This window comes from Streptococcus azizii (assembly GCF_001984715.1).
Taxonomy (GTDB): domain Bacteria; phylum Bacillota; class Bacilli; order Lactobacillales; family Streptococcaceae; genus Streptococcus; species Streptococcus azizii.
In genome coordinates this window covers 1-24,904 of sequence record NZ_MSPR01000009.1, presented here as the reverse complement: position 1 = coordinate 24,904, position 24,904 = coordinate 1, and the positions used below count along the sequence as shown (strand labels likewise).

Annotated in this window: 14 protein-coding genes; 11 read left to right on the top strand and 3 right to left on the bottom strand. The window is 42.2% G+C overall.

Features of this window, described 5'->3' with window-relative positions; genetic code table 11:
- Window positions 1-160: 160 nt before the first annotated feature.
- Entirely contained in the window at window positions 161-2,413 is a 2,253-nt protein-coding gene (metE, locus tag BVE84_RS05420) for a 5-methyltetrahydropteroyltriglutamate--homocysteine S-methyltransferase (protein WP_076996050.1), read from the bottom strand.
- Window positions 2,414-2,970: 557 nt separating this feature from the next.
- Between metE and BVE84_RS05415 the strand changes: the two genes are divergently transcribed.
- Window positions 2,971-3,660, top strand: coding sequence for a gamma-glutamyl-gamma-aminobutyrate hydrolase family protein (locus tag BVE84_RS05415; RefSeq protein ID WP_076996049.1), 690 nt, complete (start codon window positions 2,971-2,973; stop codon window positions 3,658-3,660).
- A 748-nt stretch (window positions 3,661-4,408) separates the two neighbouring features.
- On the opposite strand, the gene BVE84_RS05410 is transcribed toward BVE84_RS05415, so the two are convergent.
- Window positions 4,409-5,725 (bottom strand): FAD-containing oxidoreductase, encoded by a 1,317-nt coding sequence (locus BVE84_RS05410; RefSeq protein ID WP_076996048.1) that lies wholly within the window; start codon window positions 5,723-5,725, stop codon window positions 4,409-4,411.
- 640 nt (window positions 5,726-6,365) lie between these two features.
- Here BVE84_RS05410 and BVE84_RS05405 point away from each other — a divergent pair.
- On the top strand, window positions 6,366-9,434 hold the full coding sequence (locus BVE84_RS05405; protein WP_076996047.1) for an Ig-like domain-containing protein: 3,069 nt from the start codon (window positions 6,366-6,368) through the stop codon (window positions 9,432-9,434).
- A gap of 446 nt (window positions 9,435-9,880) precedes the next feature.
- Here BVE84_RS05405 and BVE84_RS05400 read toward each other — a convergent pair whose 3' ends face one another.
- Complete coding sequence (locus BVE84_RS05400; RefSeq protein WP_076996046.1) at window positions 9,881-10,711, bottom strand: AraC family transcriptional regulator; 831 nt, start codon at window positions 10,709-10,711, stop codon at window positions 9,881-9,883.
- Window positions 10,712-10,805: 94 nt separating this feature from the next.
- Here BVE84_RS05400 and BVE84_RS05395 point away from each other — a divergent pair, with 94 nt between their 5' ends.
- The 9 genes from BVE84_RS05395 (at window position 10,806) to BVE84_RS05345 (ending at window position 23,689) form a co-directional block, all read left to right on the top strand.
- Window positions 10,806-12,989 carry an alpha-galactosidase gene (locus tag BVE84_RS05395; protein ID WP_076996045.1) on the top strand — a complete coding sequence of 728 codons (2,184 nt, stop codon included), beginning with the start codon at window positions 10,806-10,808 and terminating at the stop codon, window positions 12,987-12,989.
- Between the two features lie 14 nt (window positions 12,990-13,003).
- Complete coding sequence (locus BVE84_RS05390) at window positions 13,004-14,239, top strand: extracellular solute-binding protein (RefSeq protein ID WP_076996044.1); 1,236 nt, start codon at window positions 13,004-13,006, stop codon at window positions 14,237-14,239.
- 245 nt (window positions 14,240-14,484) lie between these two features.
- Window positions 14,485-15,357 carry a carbohydrate ABC transporter permease gene (locus BVE84_RS05385; RefSeq protein WP_076996043.1) on the top strand — a complete coding sequence of 291 codons (873 nt, stop codon included), beginning with the start codon at window positions 14,485-14,487 and terminating at the stop codon, window positions 15,355-15,357.
- An 11-nt stretch (window positions 15,358-15,368) separates the two neighbouring features.
- Window positions 15,369-16,199: a carbohydrate ABC transporter permease gene (locus tag BVE84_RS05380; protein WP_076996042.1), complete on the top strand. Its 831-nt coding sequence runs from the start codon at window positions 15,369-15,371 to the stop codon at window positions 16,197-16,199.
- A gap of 972 nt (window positions 16,200-17,171) precedes the next feature.
- Entirely contained in the window at window positions 17,172-18,620 is a 1,449-nt protein-coding gene (gene gtfA, locus BVE84_RS05375; protein ID WP_076996041.1) for a sucrose phosphorylase, read from the top strand.
- Between the two features lie 599 nt (window positions 18,621-19,219).
- Window positions 19,220-20,068, top strand: a complete 849-nt coding sequence (locus BVE84_RS05365; RefSeq protein ID WP_076996039.1) for a MetQ/NlpA family ABC transporter substrate-binding protein — start codon at window positions 19,220-19,222, stop codon at window positions 20,066-20,068.
- A 493-nt stretch (window positions 20,069-20,561) separates the two neighbouring features.
- On the top strand, window positions 20,562-21,929 hold the full coding sequence (locus BVE84_RS05355; RefSeq protein ID WP_076996037.1) for a M20/M25/M40 family metallo-hydrolase: 1,368 nt from the start codon (window positions 20,562-20,564) through the stop codon (window positions 21,927-21,929).
- The gene (locus BVE84_RS05350) at window positions 21,922-22,986 is read left to right on the top strand and encodes a methionine ABC transporter ATP-binding protein (RefSeq protein ID WP_076996036.1); all 1,065 of its coding nucleotides are present in this window, start codon (window positions 21,922-21,924) and stop codon (window positions 22,984-22,986) included. The genes BVE84_RS05355 and BVE84_RS05350 overlap by 8 nt, the downstream gene beginning before the upstream one ends.
- Window position 22,987: 1 nt before the next feature.
- Window positions 22,988-23,689: a methionine ABC transporter permease gene (locus BVE84_RS05345; RefSeq protein ID WP_076996035.1), complete on the top strand. Its 702-nt coding sequence runs from the start codon at window positions 22,988-22,990 to the stop codon at window positions 23,687-23,689.
- The last annotated feature ends 1,215 nt before the right edge of the window (window positions 23,690-24,904 follow it).

Here is a 24,904-nt window from a genome sequence, read left to right as displayed (position 1 = left end):
TTGGCTTTAGCCGACTACAGCTGAGCATCCCTTTGGGATAGAAATAGTCATTTCTCTGCCTAACCTCACTTTTTCATTTCTAGGTTCGGGCTACTGTGGTCCCTTTCTTATTTCTAGGTGACCGTTGCAACAGTTCTCTGAACTGTTGCAATCCACTGGATTATTGTAGTCCTCTACGAGCAGTTTTGGCAGCCTCTACCAGCCGTACCAAACTCTCACGTGTTTCTTTTATCCCTCGGGTTTTGAGTCCGCAATCTGGGTTGATCCAGACCTTATGGCTTGGAACTTTAGCAAGGATGGTTTCAATCGTACGGTCTATCTCACCGTTAGCTGGGACACGCGGCGAATGAATGTCATAGACGCCAGGTCCGACCTGTGTTTGGAAATTCTGCGCTTTTAATTCGTCTAAAATCACAAGATTGGACCTGCTGGCCTCAAAGGAGATGACATCTGCGTCCATACTATCGATAGCGGGGATAATATCAGTAAATTCACTATAACACATGTGGGTGTGGATTTGTGTGTCAGGTGCGACAGTTGAATGAACCAAACGGAAGGCAGGAATGGCCCAATCCAGATAGTCCTCATACCAGTCACTTTTGCGAAGAGGGAGTTTCTCCCGCAGGGCAGCTTCGTCAATTTGGATAATCTTGATACCAGCGGCCTCCAAATCAAGAACCTCTTCCTTGATTGCAAGGGCAATCTGTAAGGTTGATTCCTTTATCGATAGATCTTCGCGAGGGAAAGACCAGTTGAGAATCGTCACAGGCCCTGTCAGCATCCCCTTAACGGGTTTTTCTGTTTGACTTTGGGCGTAGCTGGACCATTTGACGGTAATTGGTTGTAGTCGATAGATATCGCTCCAAATGATCGGTGGTTTTACTCCTCGCATACCGTAGGATTGAACCCAGCCATTCTTGCTAAAGAGGTAGCCAGATAGGTTTTGACCGAAGTATTCAACCATATCATTACGTTCAAACTCACCGTGGACAAGGACATCAAAGCCGACTTCTTCCTGCCAGCCAATCCAATCATCAATCTGTTGAGCGAGAAAGTTATCATAATCTTGAGCAGAGATTTCTCCCTTACGAAAGGCTAGACGGGTCGCTCTGACTTCTGCGGTTTGCGGGAAAGAACCGATGGTTGTTGTCGGTAGTGCAGGTAGGTTTAATTGTTTGGCCTGTATCACTTCGCGTTCTGCGAAGGCTGGTAGGCGGGTGGAGTCTGCCTCTGTCAATCCTGCAATACGACGGGCTAGATCGGTGTTTTTTTCAACTCGTTCTAGTTCAAATAAGGCCTTGTTTTTAGCTAAAATATCAGGAGCTCCCTTTGTCACAATCGTATCCAAATCCCGAAGTTCTGCTAATTTTTCTACAGCGAAAGCGAAGTGTTGCAGGATAGTTGCTTCAAATTCTTCATTTTCCGTGCTAAATGGTACATGTAATAGTGAGCAGGAGGTCGTTAGTACGACAGTCTTAGCAGGGATTTTTTCTAAAATGGCCAGGCTCTGTTCGTAGTTATTGCGCCAGATATTTTTTCCGTTGACAATACCAGCATAGAGGATTTTATCTGAAGGGAAACCTGTTGAGACGAGTTCAAGCGTCTTTTTCCCTTCGATAAAATCAAGCCCCAAGGCATCGATGGGCAAGTTAATTAAGTCTGTGTAGACATCGCGCACGTCCCCAAAATAAGTCTGCACAAGGATCGCCAGGCCCTTCTTATCAGCTAAGAGTCTTTCGTAAATGTTTAGGAAAAGGGCTTTTTCCTGAGCAGATAGATCCTTGACCAAGATCGGTTCCTCTAGCTGGAGACTCTCTGCTCCAAGGTCGGCGAGTTTTTCAAAGACTGTTTGATAGGCCGCGATAATGCTTTCTAGAAAATCAGCAGGACTGGTGCCTTCTTCATAGTCTGCCAGTTGTAAGAAAGTGAAGGGGCCGACAAGAGTCGGGCGAGTGTGGAATCCCAATGCTTGCGCTTCTGCAAATTCATCAAAAATTTTGTTAGAAGCTAGCCTTACCTGTGTGTCTTTTTCAAACTTTGGGACGATGTAGTGGTAGTTGGTATTAAACCACTTTTTCATAGGAAGGGCTCTTACATCACCTTTTTCTCCTTGATAACCTCGAGCTAGTGCAAAGTAGCGTTCTAAATCGGTCAAATCCAGTTCATGGACTGCTTTTGGCACGACATTGAGCAAGAAGGCAGTATCTAAGACAGTGTCGTAATGGGAGAAGTCATTGCTGGGAAGCTCTGTAATGCCTGCTGTTTTGAGTAAGTTCCAATGCTTCCTGCGGAGCTGTTTAGCTGCCTCGAGTAAGGCGGTCTCACTAATTTCTCCCCTAAAGTATGCCTCAGTTGAAAATTTTAATTCACGAAATTCACCCAAGCGTGGGAAACCAATAACGGTTGTTGCCATAAATATGCCTCCAAAACTTATTCTTGACACTATCCTAACAGAAAATATTTTATTTGCATAATTGAAAATGATTAGGGATTGGTATAGTTTAAAACTATATGATAATTACTGGGAGTCTGTGAAATAGAACGAGTGAAACTCGTGTCAAACGCTCTTTGTATCTTGTAATTGAGTTCAGCCTAAAACCTCGGAAAAAAGATAGGCTTTCTTGTGTTCATCGAACACTGCGGTAGCCTCCTATTTTTCATTCGGTTTTTTGACGGCTTCACATCTTAATGTAATTGAGTTCGGACTAAGGTCTGTGTGAAAAAGATAATTCTTCCTAGCTTCAAAGGTATACTATACCTTTGAAGGCGGGAAATAGGAGTTTGCCTCAGCAAACTCTCAGCTACCCTCTGCGTCAGAATCCCTTTAGTGGATAGGCAGCTGTTTCAGCTTTAGCTGATTACAGCTGAGGACTGATAAATATTTTAAAAGAGCTGATAAAAGATTCATATTAGACATGGAAAGTAGGGAGTGATATGATGGAATAAAATGGACGGAAGTGAGGTGGTATGATGAGGAAGGTGATTGTAGGGATTACAGGAAATGAAAAGGAGATGCCACCCCTGTCTGGTTTGACTTATGTAGCGGTAGCGAGGGATTTGGCAGAAGGTGTCAAAGTAGCAGGTGGCTTGCCGATTGTGATTCCGATTGGGCTACCAGACTTAGCCAAGGATTATGTGACGATGATTGACAAACTAATCCTTTCAGGAGGTCAGCATGTGAGTCCACATTTTTATGGAGAAGCACAAGCGATAGACGGTAATGATTATTTGCTAGCACGCGACGAGTTTGAACTTGCTTTGATTGAAGAAGCCTTAAAACAAGGAAAGCCTATTTTTGCCGTGTGTAGGGGCATGCAACTCTTAAACGTAGCCTTGGGTGGTAGCTTACAGCAGGACGTTGGAAACCATTGGCAGGATACCGTAAAAGGAACGTCACATGGTTTGCGTATTCGTCCCAATAGCCGAGTCAGTCAGCTTTTTCATAAGGGAAGTCTCATCAATTCTTTTCATAAGCAAAGCATCAAGACCTTGGCGCCAGCTTTGCAGGTGACGGCTCGTGATCCGCGTGATGGTACTATCGAAGCCGTGGAAGGACGAGACGGACTTCCTATTTTAGGTGTGCAGTGGCACCCAGAATTTTTATGTGGGGATTGTGAAAACAATCGGCAGCTATTTTGCTATATTGTTCATCAACTATGACGGGCTTGTAGATGGAAAAGAACAGAATTAGTGGTTGGTCGGCAGGATTGTAGACTCCATTTATTCTAAAATTGCTGTATGAGATTGGATGCTAGCTCAGTTTCTAGCTAGAATATGCGACCTTCTAGCAGAAAAGATGCTAGAAGATAGCCAAACACTAGAAGGTAGTTAATGTGTACCACTTACCGGAAAATTGGAAAGCATTCAGCTCCTAGAAACCTTGTGAAAACGGCATTTGCTAGGAGCTGAATATGTTGATGATTTCGGAAAAAACTAGCATTCCTTACCGAAGCCCATACTCTGTAAACAGCAACAACTGAATAGACAACAACATAGAAGGTAGTAGAGACTGGGACAATCGCTTTTCAGGTCTTCCTATCTTGGCTTAGTCCGAAGCTCGAAATGACAAAGTGAGTGAAGGAAATTTTGTCAATGAGTCTAGCAATCAATCAGTTGATAACATGAAAAAATGAATGATAAGAAGCAGTGTATCCTGCTGGCTCTCATCATTCATTTTTTTGATTTTTAAAGAGTATAAAACGACTTCCCGGCCTAGTAGTATCCCAGACAGTCGCTATATGATTGTCTAAAACGGAATGGTTGAGATTGAGGCTCAAACATGAGGGCTGAAAATCGGAAACAGGGGCTTGCCTTCGTCCGCACTATTTAAGGGAAAGAGCAACAGATAGATAGTGTCTAACAGGCTGCTATCCTAGACTTTTAGACAAGCAATTTTTGTCATAAGTGATTATATATCAAAGACATCGTTTAGGTTTTCAGCCAGGGTTGGATGGGTGAACAGTTGGTGTTGGAAGTAGGTATAGGGGATATGGTTATCCATAGCAACAGTGATGATATTGATGATTTCTTGCGAACCATCGGAAAAAATAGTTGCACCAAGAATCTCTTTGGTATCTGTATTGACGACTACCTTAAAGGCTCCGCGTAACTGATTGTTCACGTGTCCTCGTGGCATCTGTGCGACAGGGATTTCTTTTACGCTGTAGGGGAGCTTAGCCTCTTTTGCCTGCGCTTCTGTCATTCCGATTTGAGAAAGAGGAGGGGTGATGAATAGGGTGTTAGGGATTTGTTTTCGATGTTCGAGTGTATAATCCCCTGCTCCGGTTATGTAATGATAGACGATACGAGCATCATCCAGAGAAACATAGGTAAACTGTGGTCCCCCGTTCACATCACCGACGGCAAATACACCTGGAACGCTTGTTTCGCAATGTTTATTGACCTTAATAGCTCCGCGATCGGATAGTTGAATGTCTGTGTTTTCCAACTGCAACGGTGCGATATTGGGTTTTCGTCCAGTTGCATAGAGTAAGGCGTCAAACGAATAGGTCTCCCCCTCGGTGACAACAAGCACTTTTTGGCCCTGGTTCTTAATCTCAGTTGTTCGCACATTCTGCAGGAGTGTGATACCATCTTCGCTTAGATACTGTTTGGCTAACTGAGCGATTGAAGGCTCCACTCGTGGTAGGAATACATCAGATGCGTCAAGGACAGTAACTTTACTGCCCAATGTATTATAGAGTCCAGCAAACTCTAAACCGATGTTTCCCCCGCCTAGTATCCCTAATGTTTCTGGTAATTCACTTAACTGTTGGATTCCGGTTGAATCATAAACATACTTGCTGGTTGCTAGACCGGGAATCGGGAGGATAGTAGAAGTCGCTCCTGTATTGATAATAATGGTTTCTGCGGTGATTTCTTGCCTATCATTTCCTGCGACCATTTCAAGGACCTTATTGGAAACAAAGTGTGCTTCAGCATCGAAAATATCAACGCCTTTGTCCTGCAGGGTCACATAGTTTTTTTTATTCAAGCGCTGCACAACAGCTTCTTTTTGTGCCAATACCTGGTCAAAACTAAGATTGTGTTCTGCAGCCACGAGTAGGGTTTTGGTGGGGATACAGCCGATATTGATACAAGTCCCCCCGTACATGGATTGACTACGTTCAATCAGAGCAGTTTTTTTCCCTATACTAGCGAATTTGGCAGCCAGTGTTTTTCCTGCCTTACCAAATCCAATAACAACAATGTCGTAATGTAACATGGATAGTCCTCCGTTTTTAGATTACTTGCATTATATCACTTATGGTTTTAAAATACAGATTTTTGCTACGGTAGTTGTTATTTGGCAAAGTATCTCAACCTACTTAGGGGAGACCTGCTGGCTAGCTGATGATGAGGGGTCTATCTTGAACGACTGTAGTATACCTAATACTCTTTAAAAATCAAAAGGATACGTTGTCACCTTGTCTCGGTGAACGCTAGTTCTACCTTCGCCTTCGTTTCCTAGTCTACTTTTGATTTTTATTGAGTATAAAAAGAATTTTGAAAAGCAGAAGGAGAATTAGACTTATTTCCTTCCGGCTGCTATTATATTTTTTACTGGAATAACTTGTGCAAAGAGGTGGGGTGTGATAAAATAGAGGGGAGTCTGTATTCACAACAGAAAGGTACTTATACTCCATAAAAATCAACAGGAGACTCGCTTTTACCAAGGCAAGTTGACGAAGTATCCATTTGATTTTTAAAGAGCATTACAATCAAACGAAGGCGAATGTGGCTGTTTGAAACAGCTCTTTTGTATCGCTAAGCAGCGAGTAGGGATAGATTGCTGTTGTAAAAAAGGGTATCGATCTAGTTGAATAGGGGTTCTAAAATGTATTCATAATTATAGGGAGAAAGATATGTTTCTAAAAAGAAAGCAGATTTTTTCGATACGGAAGTTTTCTGTAGGTGTTTGTTCGGTCCTCCTCACCAGCATTTTCTTGAGTCCTGTGTCTCCAATCGGGCAAGTAGTGTTTGGTAATGAGACAGTAGTACATGCCGCTGAAGCGACCGAACTCGCTATCGCAGAGTCACGTGTAGAGATTGGTTTAGAGAATATTACAGCAACAGTGACTGCGACATCTGGAGCGACTTTTACGGTAACAGTAGGCGATACAGTTTATCCCTTGTCAGAAACTCCAAAAGGTGATGGCACTTCGACGTATACCTTAGGACAACCGATTGCTCGGATGGCAGTCCTTCCAGCAGTAGAGTTGAACTACCGCTTTAACGACAAAGAAGGTAGTGCCGTCTTTGATAACTATGTAGATTTACAAGCAAAACTCGCAAGTATCCCTCAAAAGCGGATTATAAAGACGAACTCTGATCCATTAACAGCTGAAGAAATCACTCAAATCAAGCAGAATATTGCAAGTATGTATAACGAGGCAGGCTATCCTCTCTCTGATCCAGAAGCAGCGATCGTGGTAGATGCGGCAAATGATAGAGTAACGGTGAAAAGTAGCTTTGAGACTGATACTTTTTGGAATCTTCTCAAAGAGTATACCGGTTTCTATAAGTTAAGTAGGCTTGTTCAGTATCAGAGTGACGTTCTTCAAAAGAGAACGGTTAAACTTTCAAATGTCCGGATAGGTGGTGCTTTCTCTGCTCCAAAAGGAGGAAAAGCAACCCTTACTTATGGGGATCAAGTTTTACCGATGCAGTTTTTCTTCGGTAATTATACGCTGGCTGAGCGTAAGATTGATAAACTGATTAGGGATACAACTGTTACTTTCAACCTGACAAATCAAGATGGGACGACTGAAACGAGGGTGATCGATGTCACAGATGGTGACGCGAGTCGCGTGCCGATGCATGTCCAAGCAGAGGACTTTTTCGCGGCAAATCCAATCAAGAAACTGAGTGTAGCAGATAAGACAGCTAGCTTGACAAAAGATCAGGAAGCAGCCATTATTGCAACTATTCAAGAAGCAGTAAATGCTTCTCCATTTAAGGACGAAGTAACACAAATCTATACTGTTGGGAATGAGTTTATTCTCCGCTTTAAGAATCAAACTCTGTCTGATGGTACCATCGTATCTTATGAATACTATATCCCTACCTCTGATTTAACCCAAGTGACTGCCCGAGTGACAGGGAAGGTTAAGATTTGGGATAATGCTGATGCCCGTCAATTCAACACAGGCTTGCTGACAGGATCCCAAGGCTCTACTCCGAACGGACAAACGGTGTTACGAGGCTATACAAGTGTACCAGTTCGCTTATTAGATGCGTCAGGAAATGTACTTCAAGAGGTCAACTCGGGCGTTGGTGGTAGGCTAGGAGATTTCTCATTTGATGAAGTTGAAGACGGCAGCTATTATATTGAAATTGGTCATACAAACGCTATCGGTGTTCCACATGAAGTCTTGGATCTCCCAGCCTTACAAGAATTTGGGGTACCGTTCCAAAATGCTAATCGATCAAAAGCTATCACTGTTGCAAATGGTCAAGTAACTGTCCAAGATCAAGTAGAAGTTGACGAGTATGGAAACCCACAGACAGATGAAGCCGGGAATACAAGACCAGTTAGCACCGTACTATTTGCGGTTGTTCGCCAGCCGTATGCCCTAAGACTGCACACCGATGCGGGAGCTTTTGTATTGAATGCTGCTGATGGAAGCCCCTTAAACTTTGGTGAAACCCTGACATTATTTGAAGGTGGTTTGCATTATTTTGAGCAAGAGGGAAATAAATTTGCAAGTTTACACGGTGTACTTTTCAATGATAAGCCAAATGATGTGATGAACACCTTGCCAGACCCTGTGTTGAGCGATGCAGATAAGGCTTATGGTTACGAATTTGTCGGCTGGCGTATCGATGATGCCATGAAGGAAAACTATCCTAAATTGGACAATCAATTATTTACGACTGAGCAAGCCCTAAACATTGTTGCAAAAGGAGATATTGACTTGCGGGCAACTTTTGCTGTGCCAGAGCATACAGTGACATTTGCAACAGATATTGACAAAGGCTTGATTCATGATGGGGCTAGCGTATCGGTAACGGTTGAAGGGAATACCACCAAAATAGGTGCTATTGCTAATAACACCTTACCAGAACCGGTTGCAAAACCTGGTTATGAATTTGTCGGCTGGTTTGTTGACCCAACAACAAATGTCGTGGACAAGAATACTATTTTGAACACCGTGATAAATAGAGACCTTGTCTACTATGCCAAATACCGTCCAGTCGCACAAGAAGTGACCCCAGAACCAATCATCAATCCAGTTGTCGAAGGTAGCACGACCGTAACAGGTGTAGGGGTTGCTGGAGCAAAGGTAACCGTAACCTTCCCAGACGGCAGTAAGACAGAGGTTGTGGTTGGAAAAGACAATACTTGGTCAGTCACCTCCCCAACTCCACTGACAGTAGGTCAGGTCCTTTCTGCTAAACAGGTAGCAGAAGGAAAAGACCCAAGCTCTTCAGTTGAAGCGACGGTTGTTCCTAAGACGGTAGAGGTATCGGCAAATCCAATCATCCACGCTATGTTTGTGGGGAATGTAGGAGTGACTGGTAAAGGGGTTCCTGGTGCGACGATTATTGTAACCTTCAAAGATAGCACTCAAGTCACAACAACGGTGGGAGCTGATGGGACATGGACTGTCCAGGTGCCACCTACAGCGACACTCGAAAAAGGAGACAATGTTTCTGTTACACAGACAGAACCTGGTAAGAAGGTAAGCTCCGCTGTTGATGGGACAGTTCTCGCCCCAGGAGGCAGGGATGACAATGGCGGTAAGAACGGCAACGGTACCTCTGGAGGTACTGGTTCTACTGGTGTCCGATCAACAACGGTTCTTCCTAAGACGGGAGCGACAGCTTCCAATCTTGCACTTGCAGGATTCGTGGCTCTTAGTAGTCTACTTGGATATGGGGTATTCAGTAAAAAACGCTCAAAGAGTGAAGAAGAAACCTTCCATCAATAGACTTTCTCCCTTTTGATAAGGGGGATAGATAGCAAAAAAGCTAGTATTGGCAAGAACAATACTAGCTTTTTTGGAAGGATGAGGCTGAGACAAAAAGAAGTTGAATTTTAAAATTCCTTATTTTAAGTTTTAATAAACTGGTAATTAACCATCAAAAACGAACAAAATCAAATTCATTTGACTAATAAGGGTACATTCGTTCGGTTTTCCTATTTGAAGCTGGACTTTTGTCCCAAACTCCTACCGTCGTCTTCGATTATAAGGAAATTAGTGGCGCTAATCTTATTTCCCAGACTCTAGTCTCCTGTTGATTTTTAAAGAGTATAAAAACGAAAGAATGAGGTCAGTCAGGTATCCATCACACACTGTAGAAGATTCTATAGTTGCTTTTTGTTGGGCATCAATTTCCACTTCATACGCTTCTCGCCAAGGATAAGAAATAGTTTTTATTGATGCTGCCGGCGATATTCACTAGGGCTGATATGAAAGTAGTGCTTGAAGGCAGCGCTAAAAGCTAATGGGTCTATGTAGCCTACAGAGAGAGCGATTTCTGTGATAGTGAGTTCGGGGTGGAGTAGGAGTTCGCAACTCCGTTCCATTTTGATTTGGAGAATATAGTCCTTGATAGCGTAGCCGGTTTCTTTTTTAAAAATTTTATAGAGGTAGCTTCGATTTAAGGATAACCTCTCGGCTATATCAGCAACCTTGAGAGGTGTGTTATAGAAATTATGAATCATTTTTATGGCCTGTTGGACATAGTTGTGGGTCAAATGATTGGCTTCATAGAGTTGTTCATTAGGGAATTCATCAATCAGTTGAGCTAGCAAGGTTTGGAGCTGTCCGACAAGGCTTAATTCAGTGATGATATTAAGTTTGTGGATAGGTAGCTTGGTAATAGTTTGCATGGTCTGTAAAATAGGGGAGTGAAGGGTTGAATGTAGAAAATAGCAATCGAGTAATGTTGTTTGTTGTAGAATAGCGTGGGCACGTGTACCACTGAATCCAACCCAGATATAGGACCAAGGTTCCTCCTCGTCTGCTTGATAGAAGGTGACTTCGTTTTTGGGGAGAATAAATAAATCACCTGCCTGCAAGGTAGTCGTTATGCCCTTGATGGTAAAGGTTCCTTTGCCAGATACAATGAAGTGCAAGACGTAATTATCTCGAATAGATGGACCAAACGAATAGTTTTTATCGCACTGCTCTGCCCCGTAGTGATCCACGTTCAAATCAACATTGTAGCCCTCAAGTTCATAGTATGTGTTCAGTATATTCATTTTTCACCTCTTAGGAAACATTATACCATGTCTTAGTGACATAATTCTATTTTTGAAAACGCTTTTATGTAGTATACTTTTTCTTGTAAGAAAGATGGGAGAGAAAAAAGTGATTACATTTGATACAGAAAATGGCTTGTTTCACTTACAGACACGGGAATCGTCCTATGTGATGCAAGTTCTGAATAACCAACAGTTAGTACATCGTTACTTCGGGAAAAAAATCAGTCATTTCAGTACGAGCAACAAAATTACATATCTAGATCGTGCTTTTGCTCCTAGTCCCATTTCAGGGAATCGAACCTTTTCATTAGATGTCCTGCCTTTGGAGTATAGTAGCAATGGTCTAGGTGATTTTCGGACGGCCAGTGTGGAGCTTAGAAATAGTTTTGGGGTCGGGTTGGATTTGAAATATAGAACCCATCGGATTTATAAGGGGAAACCGACCTTAGAGGGATTGCCGAGTAGCTTTGGTACAGATGATGAGGTGGAAACGCTCGAACTCGAACTCTACGATCAACTGACAGAGATTACAGTTACCTTACTCTATAGTGTGTTTGAAGAGGCTAATGTTCTAGCTCGGTCAGCTAAAATTACGACTGGAGCGCATCCAACTAAGATTGAGCGGTGTCTTTCTTTTACTCTTGATATGCCGAGGAAAGATTTTGTTGTCCACAGTCTCATGGGGCGCTATGGATATGAAAAGGAGTGGACCCGTACTCCTTTGACGAGCGGTCGCTATGAAATTGGCAGTGTTCGTGGAGGATCTGGCCATTCGCAGACACCCTTTATCGCTTTGGCAGATGAGTCCATTACAGAAGATAGTGGTGAAATCTATACAGCCCATCTAGTATATAGTGGGAACTTCAAGGCTTTTGCAGAGACTAGCCCCCTTCACCATACTCGTTGGGGAATTGGCGTAAACGACACAGCCTTTAGCTGGCAACTAGATGCCTATCAGACATTTCAAACTCCAGAAGCCTTACTATCCTATACTGATCAAGGATTAACCGCCATGACTCATACGAGCCATGCGTTTCTTAAACATCACCTGATCAAAAGTCCTTTTGTAGATAAGGTGAGACCAATTCTCATCAATAATTGGGAAGCAACCTATTTTGATTTTACAGAAGAAAAGATTTTAGAGTTAGCACAACTAGCTAGCCAAACAGGCATGGAACTATTTGTTCTTGATGATGGTTGGTTTGGCCATCGAGATGACGATGAATCTTCTCTAGGGGATTGGTTTGTTAACCGCCAGAAATTACCTAGTGGTCTCAAGGGGTTAGCTCAATCTATCAATGACTTGGGGCTGGAATTTGGTCTTTGGTTTGAACCAGAAATGATTTCGATGGATAGTGAGCTTTACCGAGAGCATCCAGATTGGGCTATTCAGATGGCTGGACGAGAACCAATCTACAGCAGAGAGCAATTAGTATTAGATTTGTCGCAAGAACAGGTCTGTGACTATGTGATTGATTCAGTAACAAGCGTTTTGGAGTCTGCCAATATTACCTATGTTAAGTGGGATATGAACCGGAATATTACCAATATGCCAGAGAGGTTGGCAAATGGAGAACGTTATGAATTTCATCATCGCTATATGCTAGGATTGTACCGTATCTTAGACACCTTGACGACCCGTTTTCCACATATCCTCTTTGAAAGTTGTTCAGGTGGCGGAGGTCGCAATGACCTGGGGATGATGTACTACATGCCACAGGCCTGGGCTAGCGATAATACAGATGCGATTGGTCGTCTGTCCATTCAAGAAGGAACAGCCTTGATTTACCCGATTAGTTCAATCGGAGCCCATGTGTCGGCGATTCCGAATCATCAGGTAGGGCGTGAGACACCGCTTGAAACTCGGGGAAATGTCGCTATGATGGGGGGAGCCTTTGGCTATGAGTTGGATTTAACAAGGCTGGATGCAGAAGAAATTCAGGGCATTAGCCATCAGATAGCAACCTATAAAGATATTCGCAAAACGATTCAAACGGGCCATTTTTACCGTTTGTCTAAAACCGACAATACTCAAGCAGTCATGTTTGTCAATGAGGATTCTAGTCAAGCTGTCTTTACCTTTATCAAAATCTTGGCTCAGCCAGAAGCTCCCTTGATTCAGGTCCGCTTAAAAGGGTTAGATCCCGATGCGCAATACCACTGTCCACGTTTAGATGAAACCTTCTACGGAGATGAGCTTATGAATGTTGGACTGACGATGCCACATGTGCAAAAAGATTACTTTAGTGTACAATATATTTTTAATAAACAATAGGAGGGATTTATTGTATGAAAATGAAAAGATTTCTAAAAGGTGCGACTATTGGTGCCCTTGCTGGCTTCCTAGTTGCTTGTAGCAGTGCAGGTAGAGGTGACCAGGTTGAAATTGAATATTTCTCACAAAAACCTGAGATGCAAAAAGTGTTACAAGAGATTATTGATGATTTTGAAAAAGAAAATACAAATATCAAGGTCAAATTCACCAATGTACCGGATGCTGGAACGGTTTTGAAAACACGGATGGCCAATAATGAAGCACCAGATGTTATCAATATCTACCCTCAAAATGCTGATTTCAAGGCATACGCAGCCGATGGTCGTTTCCTAGAAGTTGATAAGGAAGCAGGGTTGGATCATTTGAAAAAAGGGGCGCTGACTCCCTATGAAGTAGACGGTAAAAACTATAGCTTACCCCTCACTGCCAATGCTTATGGAATTTACTACAATAAGGATAAATTCAAGGAGTTGGGACTAGAAGTTCCAAAAACCTATGCTGAGTTTGAGGCTCTAGTTGCCAAAATAAAATCAGACGGAAAAGCAGCGCCGTTTGCCCTTTCTCTAAATGATGCCTGGTCCTTGAATGGCTATCATCAACTAGCCTGGGTAACGGTCGCCGGTGGATTTGATGAGGCAGAAGATTTACTCATCCGTACCCCAAAAGGTGGCGTTACAGATGATGACAAGGCCAAAGCTGTTGTAAAGCGTCTGGCTCTCTTGACAGATAATGGTCAAAAAGGGTTTGCAGGAGCGCTTTATGCAGATGCGATTGCAGCATTTGCAGCGGGAGATGCCCTCATGCTTCCTCAAGGGACTTGGGCAGCAACAGCAGTGAATCAGCAGGAGCCAGAATTTGAATACGGTATATTTGCTTTTCCAGGCGATAAGGAAGGCAGTGAATTTACCATCGGTGCAGCAGATCTTGCCTTATCTGTGAGTGCTACTTCAAAACATCCAGAAGAGTCGAAAAAGTTCCTTGAATACCTTTCTCGTCCAGAAGTTCTTCAAAAATACTATGATGTAGACGGTTCGCCTGTTTCTGTTGAAGGTGTAAAAACAGAAGGCAAGTTCGTGGAGACAGAGGGCGTCACCCAGTATGCCTTTACAGACAAACATGTCGTTTGGCTCCAAAGCGAATGGCAATCAGAAGATGAATTTTGGAATATTACTGTTGAAACAGTGAAAAAACCAGATTCAGCTGAATTGGTTAAAGACCTAAATGCTTTCTTTGATCCAATGAAAAAATAAGATACGAGGGTGTTTGACACGAGTTTCACTCGTTCTATTTCCAACCTTGAGGCTGGACTTTTTTCCCAGCCTCAACTACCTTCGTTTCCTAGTCTACCGTTGATTTTTATTGAGTATTAGGTGGATGATTTATAGACCATAGTTCAATTTTTGGTCTTTTAAAGCTGGTTTTTCATAAACCAGCTTTAAAAGACGAGAGATAGCTTCTTTCGAGCTTTAGAATGAATTATTAAGGAGAACAGATAATGAATCAAAAAGGATTTCTTGCGAAGTATTGGGGCTACTTATTTGTTGCAGTTCCGATTATCCTACAGCTCATCTTTTTCTTCTATCCCTTACTGACAGGTATTTTTTACAGTCTGACCGACTGGAATGGGATTTCTAGGAACTATCAAGTAATTGGTTTTGACAATTATAGTGATATTTTGAGCAACCCTGATTTCTATACTAGCTTGACTTTTACCATCATTTTTACCATTGGGCTGGTTCTGGGAGAAATTATTTTGGGAATTTGGCTGGCAAGCCTGCTGAATCGAAAGATTAAGGCCGTTGGTTTTTTCAGAACGTGGTACTTTTTCCCAGCTGTTCTTTCCACTGTAACACTCAGTTTGATTTTTGTTCAATTATTTAACTACGGTTTTACTCAAATTGGTGACTGGCTCCATCTTGACTGGCTTCAAGAAAATCTCTTAATCCAGGAAAATACAGTGATTCCAGCAGTTCTTTTTGTAGCTTTATGGCAGGGACTTGCCATGCCAGTCATTATTTTTTTATCCGGACTTCAGAGTATCCCAGAAGAGGTCAAAGAAGCAGCAGCCATTGATGGTGCTAATCGTAGCCAACAGTTTTTTCATATAGAACTACCGTATTTGCTGCCCTCTATCAGCATGGTATTTATCTTAGCGATGAAATCAGGTCTGACAGCTTTTGACCTCATCTTTGCTCTAACGAGTGGAGGTCCGGATGGAAAAACTGAGTCGCTTGGACTCTTGGTTTACAATTATGCCTTTGTACATAATAAATTTTCAAATGCCAACGCACTGGCAGTTATTCTCTTTCTCTTCATCATTGTGATTTCATTGGTTCAGATGAAGATTTCCAAAAAGTTTGAAGTATAAGGTGGTCTATTATGAAGAAAGCAAAACAAAAAAATTGGTGGGTCTATCTGATTCTTTGTACAGGGATTCTTTTCATGTTTATTCCCCTATTGGCTACAGTTATCAGCTCTTTTAAGCCAACGAAGGAGATTACGAGCAATTTCTTTGGTTTGCCCCAACAATTTACCCTTGATAACTATGCTAGGCTCTTTGATGATGGCATAGTACAATACTTTGGTAACTCCGCTATGATTACGCTTGTTGCAGTTGTGTTGATGATTTTGGTCATTCCAATGGCAGCCTTTTCTGTCGCCCGTCACATGAATCGCAAAACTGCTTTTAACATGATTTATTTCTTTTTGATTATCGGGATTTTCGTCCCTTTTCAAGTGATTATGTTGCCGATGACCAAGCTGATGTCAAGCCTTGGATTGAATAATATTATCGGTCTCATTATCCTCTACCTCACTTACGCAGTTCCCCAAGCCCTCTTTTTATATGTTGGCTATATCAAAACCATCGTTCCAGAAGAGATGGATGAAGCAGCAGCGATTGACGGATGTGACAAATTTACGATGTATTGGAAAATTATCTTTCCCTTGATGAAACCAATGCACGCAACAGTCCTCATCATCAATGCACTCTGGGTATGGAATGACTTTCTTTTACCGCTCCTAGTTCTCAATCGGGATCAGCGCATGTGGACCCTGCCCTTATTCCAATACAACTATAAAGGAATGTATTTTAGTGATTATGGTCCCTCCTTTGCCTCTTATGTAGTGGGCATCATCCCGATTCTAATCGTCTATCTCATCTTCCAAAAACATATCATATCAGGCATGACAAGTGGCTCAGTAAAATAAGATACAAGGGCGTTAAAAAAGCGAATGAAAAATAGGAAATACGACGACGAAGCCCTTGCTTCTAGGAGTATTTATCCCCTAAAGGGATTCTCATCTGTAATTGACTAAAGTCAAAACAGCTGCCTATCCCCTAAAGGGATTCTCAGCTGTAATTGGCTAAAGCCAAAACAGCTGCCTATCTTTTTTCCGAGCTTTTAGCCCGCGTTCAGTTACATCAAGATACAAGGGCGTTAAAAAAGCGAATGAAAAATAGGAACTTGGGGCAGGTAATCCCTACAACCGCTAACCTCGCTCTTTCGTTTTTAGGCTCGGGTAGCAAATTCCCTCACTTTTTAATTTCTAAGTTCGGGCTAAAATAATCCACTGGATTATTTTACTTCCCTGACTATTGCTATCCCCAAAGGGATTCTTATCTGTAATCGGCTAAAGCCGAAACAGCTGCCTATCCCCTAAAGGGATTCTCATCTGTAATCGGCTAAAGCCGAAACAGCTGCCTATCTTTTTTCCGAGCTTTTAGCCCGCGTTCAGTTACATCAAGATATAAGGGCGTTAAAAAAGCGAATGAAAAATAGGAAATTGGGGCAGGTAACCCTACAACCGCTAACCTCGCTCTTTCGTTTTTAGGCTCGGTAACAAATTCCCTCACTTTTTAATTTCTAAGTTCGGGCTAAAATAATCCACTGGATTATTTTACTTCCCTGACTATTGCTATCCCCAAAGGGATTCTCAGCTGTAATTGACTAAAGTCAAAACAGCTGCCTATCCCCTAAAGGGATTCTCATCTGTAATCGGCTAAAGCCGAAACAGCTGCCTATCTTTTTTCCGAGCTTTTAGCCCGCATTCAGTTACACCAAGATACAAGGGCGTTTGACACGAGCAAGCTCGTAACAACGACAGCAAAAATAGGAGATTGATGCAAGGTCTAGAGACCTTGGAAACCCGTCATTTTCTAACGATGATAAGGAGAAAGTTATGAAAATTAAAAACCAAGCCATGTTGATTACCTATTCAGATAGTTTAGGGAAAAATCTCAAAGATTTAAAAAAAGTTCTGGAAGGACCGCTCAAGGATACAGTCGCAGGCATTCATATTCTGCCTTTCTTTCCATCATCTGGAGATCGTGGCTTTGCACCGATGGATTATACTAAAGTAGATTCAGCTTTTGGAGATTGGGAGGATATTGAAGCGCTTGGTAACGATTACTACCTAATGTTTGATTTTATGATTAACCATATTTCAGCTAAATCACCCTATTTTCTGGACTTTTTAGAGAAAAAGGATGCTTCTCAATATGCTGATTTATTTATTCGTTACAAGAATTTCTGGCCAAACGGTGAACCAAGTCAAAAAGACATTGACTTGATTTATAAGCGAAAGCCACGAGCGCCTTATCGTATGGCGCAATTTGCAGATGGTAGTGAGGAAAAGGTCTGGTGTACCTTTGACGAACAGCAAGTGGATCTTGATGTGACGACAGAAACGACACGGCAGTTTATCAAAGAAAATTTGGAAAATCTTGCCAAACATGGTGCTTCGATTATCCGTCTAGATGCTTTTGCCTATGCGAATAAGAAGATTGGGACCAACTGTTTCTTTGTTGAACCGGATATTTGGGAAATGCTCCATTTTCCTCGGAAGCTCTTAGCCCCTCAGGGAATTGAGATTCTGCCAGAGATTCATGAGCATTATACGATTCAGCAAAAAATTGCAGAGCAGGACTACTATGTTTATGATTTTGCCTTGCCAATGCTGGTTCTTCATGCTCTTTATTCTGGAAATGTCAATCGTTTAGTCCACTGGATGAATAGTTGTCCCCGTAAGCAATTCACAACCCTCGACACCCATGATGGAATAGGGGTAGTAGATGTCAAGGATTTGCTGACGGATGAGGAGATAGAGGAAACGCGTGAAGCCCTCTATGCCCAAGGTGCGAATGTCAAGAAGATTTATAGCACCGAAGCCTATAATAACTTGGACATCTACCAAATTAACTGTACTTATTACTCAGCCTTGGGAAATAACGATCAAGCCTATCTGTTAGCCCGTAGCTTACAATGCTTTGCACCAGGTATTCCACAGATTTACTATGTAGGTCTCTTGGCAGGGGAAAATGACATTGAATTGTTAGAGGCTTCTAAGGAAGGGCGCAACATCAACCGGCACTATTATGATATGGAAGAAATTGAACGAGAAGTCAAACGTCCAGTGGTTCAATCACTCTTTAACCTGTTGAAATTCCGCAATACCAGCCCCGCCTTTGATGGTGCATTTACCGTTCAGATGTTGGATGCCCATACCCTTCATATCGTTTGGAATAATCAAGATGCGGATGTCTCCGCCACGTTGATAGCGAATCTGAAGGAGAAAACCTTTGAGATTTTTGAGATGGTGGAAGGCAAAAGTGTCCAGATCTTTCTATAGCCCTGTATTTCAGAATAAGGAGGTAGACTACTTTCTTATTCTTAGACTGAAGAAAAAGTCTATTTTCTTCAAAACGATTATTTTATTATGATACTTTACTTAGGTAGCACGGACGGCAGCAACTCCCTACGGGATTTCATGCCTAGATTTTGAGCCTAAGTCTCAAAATCTCCGAACACCAGAAACATAACGTTTCTGGTGTTTTTTGCTACGGCGTAAAGTAGCGGTTATGAGCTCGCTTCGCTCGCCTTTTCACGAAGAGATAAGAGCACTGATACTATCCTTCGATATTGACATTGACAAATTTTCTCAGAGATACTTTGTCTACAACCTGAGAATAAGGAGGTAGACTACTTCCTTATTCTTTTCGCTTATTCCAACATCAATAAGATACTTGGTCAGAGCATCTGGGGGCTTCCTTTTGCAGTCTCTTTTTGGAGGATACACAGAATGTGGGGAAAATAAGGTATAGCCTAAGGCTATAGACTTTACAAAAAAGAGATAGAAAATTTTTAAGTGCCACATAAGATTTATATATTGGTCAAACGATTACTCCTGTGATAAGCTATGTATAGTTCATGATGAAGGAGAAATATAATATGAAATTGAAAACATTCGTTGGTTTAGCAACGGTAGCTCTTACCTCAGTCCTAGCCTTAGCAGCATGTGGATCTGGTTCAAAAGAGGCGACAGACAATGTTCTTCGTGTTGGTGTGATGAGTTTGAGCGACTCAGAAGAAGCACGTTGGGATAAAATTCAAGACCTCCTAGGAGACAAGGTGAAATTAGAGTTTACCCAATTTACAGACTACTCACAACCCAATAAGGCAGTTGCCGAGGGAGAAGTAGACATCAATGCCTTTCAGCACTATAACTTTTTGGAGAATTGGAATAAGGAGAATGGGGAAGACTTGGTAGCTATTGCAGATACCTATATCGCTCCAATTCGTCTTTACTCTGGTACAGAAAGTGGTAAAAATAAATACAAGTCAGTTGATGAGATTCCAGATGGGTCTGAAATTGCAGTACCAAATGATCCGACAAATGAAAGTCGTGCCCTTTACCTCCTCCAATCAGCAGGTTTGATTAAGTTGGATGTATCTGGTACAGAATTAGCAACGGTTGTTAACATTAAAGAAAATCCTAAAAAGTTAAAAATAACAGAATTGGATGCTAGTCAGACAGCCAGCTCACTTTCATCTGTTGCGGCAGCGGTTGTCAATAATACCTTTGTACTTGAAGCTGGTCTGGATTATAAAAATACCCTTTACAAAGAGCAAAAAGATGAAAATTCTCACCAATGGTACAACTTGATTGCAGCTAAGAGCGATTGGGAAAAATCTTCAAAAGCAGATGCGATTAAAGAATTGGTGAAGGCTTACCATACAGATGAAGTGAAAAAAGTTGTAGAAGAATCTTCTGACGGCATGGATGAGCCAGTTTGGTAAAAATATAAAATGCTGTGGTGGTGTTCCCCATAGCATTTTACATTCACAGCCCTTTGAAATTGTCACTCATACTCTTCAAAAATCAAATTCAAACCACGTCAGCTTCGCCTTGCCGTACGGCAGTACAGCCTTCGGCTAGCTTCCTAGTTTGCTTTTTGATTTTTATCGAGTATCACTTATCCTGTGAACGATTGGGAGGATGTTAGCCTCAGCCTTTCACCATTCTTAATGGAGAGAGGGGCTATTGTGGCTTTTCTCTGAGGGAGAAGGAGAGACTCGTTGGAGTGTCTCTGCAGGTGATGATGGAGTTGGGCTTCTGTGATGAAAAAGGTAGCGAAGAACAGCAGTCATGGTATAATAGGAAAGGATACAGTTGTTCAAGTTTCATTTATGATGGGCTTGTCTCGTCTTATCGAGTGCTACATCAAAACTGAAAGACGAGATTGTAGGAAGCTGTTGATATGGCAGTAAGGATGATTCGGGAGGAAAGATAATGTCAAGACAGGTAGAACAAATTAAAAAATTTGAAGAAGATACCATTACACAAGCCTATTTTGAAAAACTGAAGGTGTTGATTTCAAAGAAATCGATTTTTGCGCAACAGATTGGACTATTGGATGTAGCAATTTATTTGAAAGACATGTTTGAAGAAGCAGGGGCCGAGGTTATTTTGGACGATAGCTATGCGGCGCCCTTTGTCATGGCAACCTTTAGCAGCCCTGTCCCAGATGCCAAGACCTTAATTTTTTATAACCATTATGATACGGTACCTGCTGATGAAGATCAGCCTTGGACGGCTAAGCCTTTTGAAGTCAGTGTACGGGACGGCTATATCTACGGTAGAGGAGTAGATGATGATAAGGGACACATTACAGCCCGTCTATCTGCTGTTCAAAAGTATTTGGAAAATCACCCGTTTTTACCTGTCAATATCGTTTTTATCATGGAAGGGGCGGAAGAGTCAGCATCGGTTGATTTGGATAAATACCTAAAAAAATACCAGTCCCATTTGGCTGCTGCTGATTTATTAGTATGGGAGCAGGGGTCTCGAAATAGTTTAGGGCAGTTAGAGATTGCAGGAGGAAACAAAGGGATCGTAACCTTTGATGTTTTCGTTAAGAGTGCAGATTTGGACATCCATTCATCTTACGGTGGAGTGATTGACTCGGCTAGCTGGTATCTCATGGCTGCGCTACAATCATTGCGGGATGGTAATGGTCGTATCTTGGTCGATGGTATCTATGAGCAAGTAGAGGAACCTAACGAACGTGAGATAGCCTTGGTTGAAGAATTTGCCCTAGCAAGTAGCCAGTCGCTGACAGATGTGTATGGACTCACTCTGCCAACCCTAGTAACAGAAAGAAGTGCCTTTTTAAAACGCCTCTTTTTTGAACCTTCCATTACGATCGAGGGATTTTCTACGGGCTATTTAGGTCAGGGGGTGAAAACGATTCTCCCTGCTCAGGCGAGTGCCAAAATGGAAGTGCGGTTGGTGCCAGGCTTAGACCCCTATGATGTACTAGACAAGATTCGCAAGCATTTGGCTAGACATGGTTTTGATAAGGTAGAGGTGACGTTTACCCTTGGAGAAAAGAGCTATCGTAGTGACATGTCTGCACCCGCGATTGTCAATGTGATCGAGCTTGCAAAACGCTTGACTCCAGAGGGTGTGGCGGTACTTCCGACCTCACCTGGGACAGGGCCGATGCACACAGTCTTTCAAGCTCTAGGAGTTCCTATCGCAGGATTTGGGCTTGGAAATGCCAACAGTCGAGATCATGCAGGAGATGAAAATATTAGCATTGCAGACTATTATAGCCATATCGAATTAGTAGAGGAGTTAATTGCCAGTTATGAGTAAGGAGATTATTACACTAGATCATATTGATGTGACCTTTCATCAGAAGAAACGCACTATCGAGGCAGTGAAAGATGTCACCATCCATATTGAGCAGGGAGATATTTATGGGATTGTCGGTTATTCGGGTGCTGGGAAGTCAACCTTAGTTCGGGTGATCAATCTCTTGCAAGTACCTACTGCGGGTCGTATTTGTATCAATGATGATGTTATTTTTGAGGGGAGCAAGGTGACCCTAAACGCTAGTCAATTACGGAGCAAGCGCCGTGAAATCGGGATGATTTTCCAGCATTTCAATCTAATGGCTCAGATGACAGCTGCTGAAAATGTTGCCTTTGCCTTGAAGCACTCCGGTTTATCAAAAGAAGAAAAGAAGGCCAAAGTAGCAAAACTCTTGGATTTGGTCGGTCTAGCAGATCGGGCGGAGAACTACCCTGCCCAGCTATCTGGTGGTCAAAAACAACGCGTGGCGATTGCCCGTGCCCTTGCCAACGATCCGAAGATTTTGATTTCTGACGAATCGACATCTGCCCTTGATCCTAAAACGACCAAGCAAATCTTGGGCCTCTTACAAGAACTCAATGAAAAGTTGGGCTTGACTATTGTCATGATTACCCATGAGATGCAGATTGTCAAAGATATTTGTAATCGTGTGGCAGTTATGCAGGATGGAAGATTGATTGAGGAAGGTTCTGTCCTGGATATTTTCACACATCCAAAAGAGGCGCTGACACAGGACTTTATCAAGACAGCAACAGGAATTGATGAGGCCTTGGTTAAGATTTACCAACAAGATATTGTGAAGCATCTACCAGACGATAGCCTATTAGTTCAGTTTAAATATGCAGGTTCTGCGACGGATACTGCCATTATCAATGATTTGTATAAGATTTATCAAGTGTCGGCTAACATCTTATATGGGAATATTGAGATTTTGGATCATACACCTGTTGGAGAGATGATCTTGATTTTATCAGGTCATCAGGAGCAACTTCGTGAAGCCTTGGCAGCTGTTACTACGGCAAATGTAGAGGTGACGGTTTTGAAAGGAGATGACTAGGATGAATGAATTACTTTCGTGGATTCAGGCCACTTACCCGCACATATACAAGATGGGATGGAGCGGTCAGACAGGCTGGGGAACGGCGATTTATAGTACCTTCTATATGACCTTTGTTTCTTTTGGTATCGGTGGTGCCATGGGGCTTGTCTCAGGTCTATTTCTCGTCTTGACAGGTCCGCGTGGAATTGCAGAAAATCGTGTGATTTTTTGGATATTGGATAAGGTTGCGTCTATTTTACGGGGCATTCCCTTTATCATCTTGCTTTCTGCTATCTCACCTGTTACAAGAGCCATTGTCAAGACATCGATTGGGATGAATGCCGCCCTTGTGCCCCTCTCTCTTTCTGTTTATCCCTTCTTTGCGCGTCAGGTTCAAGTAGTTCTTTCTGAATTGGATGGAGGAGTGATTGAAGCAGCCCAAGCCTCTGGTGCAACCTTTGGTGATTTGATTATGGTTTATTTCCGTGAAGGCTTGCCAGACTTAATTCGGGTGACGACCCTCACACTGATTTCTCTCGTCGGTTATACAGCTATGGCTGGGGCTATCGGGGCAGGTGGTTTGGGGCAAGTGGCACTTTCCTACGGCTATTTACGCTCGAATGACGATGTCACTTTCCTAGCGACCCTCCTTATCTTAATCTTTATCTTTGTCATCCAATTTGTGGGCGATTGGATAACCCGAAAAATTAGTCATAAATAAGATACAAAGCCCGTTAAGAACTCAAAGCGAAAATGGGATTGAAACAGTTTGGGAAACTGTTTCAACGGTCACCTAGAAACAAGAAAGTGACCACAGAAGCCTGAGCTAGGAAATAGGAAATCTGACGAAGAAACGTTTGAACACCTAATTAACTTCGCTCTTTCGTTTTTAGGATCAGTAACAAATTCCCTCACTTTTTAATTTCTAAGTTCGGGCTAAAATAATCCACTGGATTATTTTACTTCCCTGACTATCTTCGCTTCTTAGTTTCTAGGCTCAGGTAGAAATAGTCACTCCCCTGACTATTTCTATATCCCAAAGGGATTCTCATCTGTAATCAGCTAAAGCTGAAACAGCTGCCTATCCCCCGAAGGGATTCTCATCTGTAATTGGCTAAAGCCAAAACAGCTGCCTATCTTTTTTCCGAGGTTTTAGGCTGAACTCAATTCCACAAGATGTGAGGACGTTAAAAGGTCTAAGCGAAAATAGGAAATACGACGAGTGAAAAGCTCCAGAGGAGGTTTTCAGCCCATTCATTAAAGGCAGTAAATAGGAGTATTTATCTTTTTGTCAGCGAGTTGTAGCCCGAGTTCAATTCACCAAGACTCTTAACAAGGTATCCTTTTGCTTTTTAAAGGGTATTAGATGTTGCAGCTCTTAGCTTGTCAGAGTAAGATATAGCTGAAATTACAGCTATTATAGGTGTGACAGGTACTTATAATCCTGATGAAGTGATAGGTTAGAACCCTTATTATCAGCAAGGAGAGGAGCTGAGAAGTTTCCGCTTGCGATTATGTTTTAATGGACAGTAGCAGAATTTTTTGCTATACTATTAGGCAAGAAAGAAGGTCACTTGGATACAGCCTATAGCGAGTTTGGGAGGGTGGAAGCCAGACGGAAGGAGAAGTGATTGGCGCTTTCTCAATCGTTTTTAAGAACAAAATGAAGGAATAAATTAGGGTGGAACCGCGTTCTCAACGCCCCTATGTCTACGGACAAGGGAAAGAGGATGTGGTTCTTTTCTATTGAATCAATACAAACGGCGATTTCATTGCCTAGTCAGGGGTTGATGTTTATAGAGCATAACATTTTATAGTTAGTAAGTTTTAAAATAGTAATCCAACGATTCATTTATAGATTCGAATTGTGGTAATAATTCTATGATTGCTTTCTTTAAGTTTGCCCAAGCAGTTTCAATTGGATTTAATTCCGGTG

What these genes read in the sequence shown, in the direction of transcription:
- metE (WP_076996050.1), bottom strand. Translation starts at nt 2,413, where the DNA reads ATGGCAACAACCGTTATTGGTTTCCCACGCTTGGGTGAATTTCGTGAA.
- BVE84_RS05415 (WP_076996049.1), top strand. Translation starts at nt 2,971, where the DNA reads ATGAGGAAGGTGATTGTAGGGATTACAGGAAATGAAAAGGAGATGCCA.
- BVE84_RS05410 (WP_076996048.1), bottom strand. Translation starts at nt 5,725, where the DNA reads ATGTTACATTACGACATTGTTGTTATTGGATTTGGTAAGGCAGGAAAA.
- BVE84_RS05405 (WP_076996047.1), top strand. Translation starts at nt 6,366, where the DNA reads ATGTTTCTAAAAAGAAAGCAGATTTTTTCGATACGGAAGTTTTCTGTA.
- BVE84_RS05400 (WP_076996046.1), bottom strand. Translation starts at nt 10,711, where the DNA reads ATGAATATACTGAACACATACTATGAACTTGAGGGCTACAATGTTGAT.
- BVE84_RS05395 (WP_076996045.1), top strand. Translation starts at nt 10,806, where the DNA reads ATGGGAGAGAAAAAAGTGATTACATTTGATACAGAAAATGGCTTGTTT.
- BVE84_RS05390 (WP_076996044.1), top strand. Translation starts at nt 13,004, where the DNA reads ATGAAAATGAAAAGATTTCTAAAAGGTGCGACTATTGGTGCCCTTGCT.
- BVE84_RS05385 (WP_076996043.1), top strand. Translation starts at nt 14,485, where the DNA reads ATGAATCAAAAAGGATTTCTTGCGAAGTATTGGGGCTACTTATTTGTT.
- BVE84_RS05380 (WP_076996042.1), top strand. Translation starts at nt 15,369, where the DNA reads ATGAAGAAAGCAAAACAAAAAAATTGGTGGGTCTATCTGATTCTTTGT.
- gtfA (WP_076996041.1), top strand. Translation starts at nt 17,172, where the DNA reads ATGAAAATTAAAAACCAAGCCATGTTGATTACCTATTCAGATAGTTTA.
- BVE84_RS05365 (WP_076996039.1), top strand. Translation starts at nt 19,220, where the DNA reads ATGAAATTGAAAACATTCGTTGGTTTAGCAACGGTAGCTCTTACCTCA.
- BVE84_RS05355 (WP_076996037.1), top strand. Translation starts at nt 20,562, where the DNA reads ATGTCAAGACAGGTAGAACAAATTAAAAAATTTGAAGAAGATACCATT.
- BVE84_RS05350 (WP_076996036.1), top strand. Translation starts at nt 21,922, where the DNA reads ATGAGTAAGGAGATTATTACACTAGATCATATTGATGTGACCTTTCAT.
- BVE84_RS05345 (WP_076996035.1), top strand. Translation starts at nt 22,988, where the DNA reads ATGAATGAATTACTTTCGTGGATTCAGGCCACTTACCCGCACATATAC.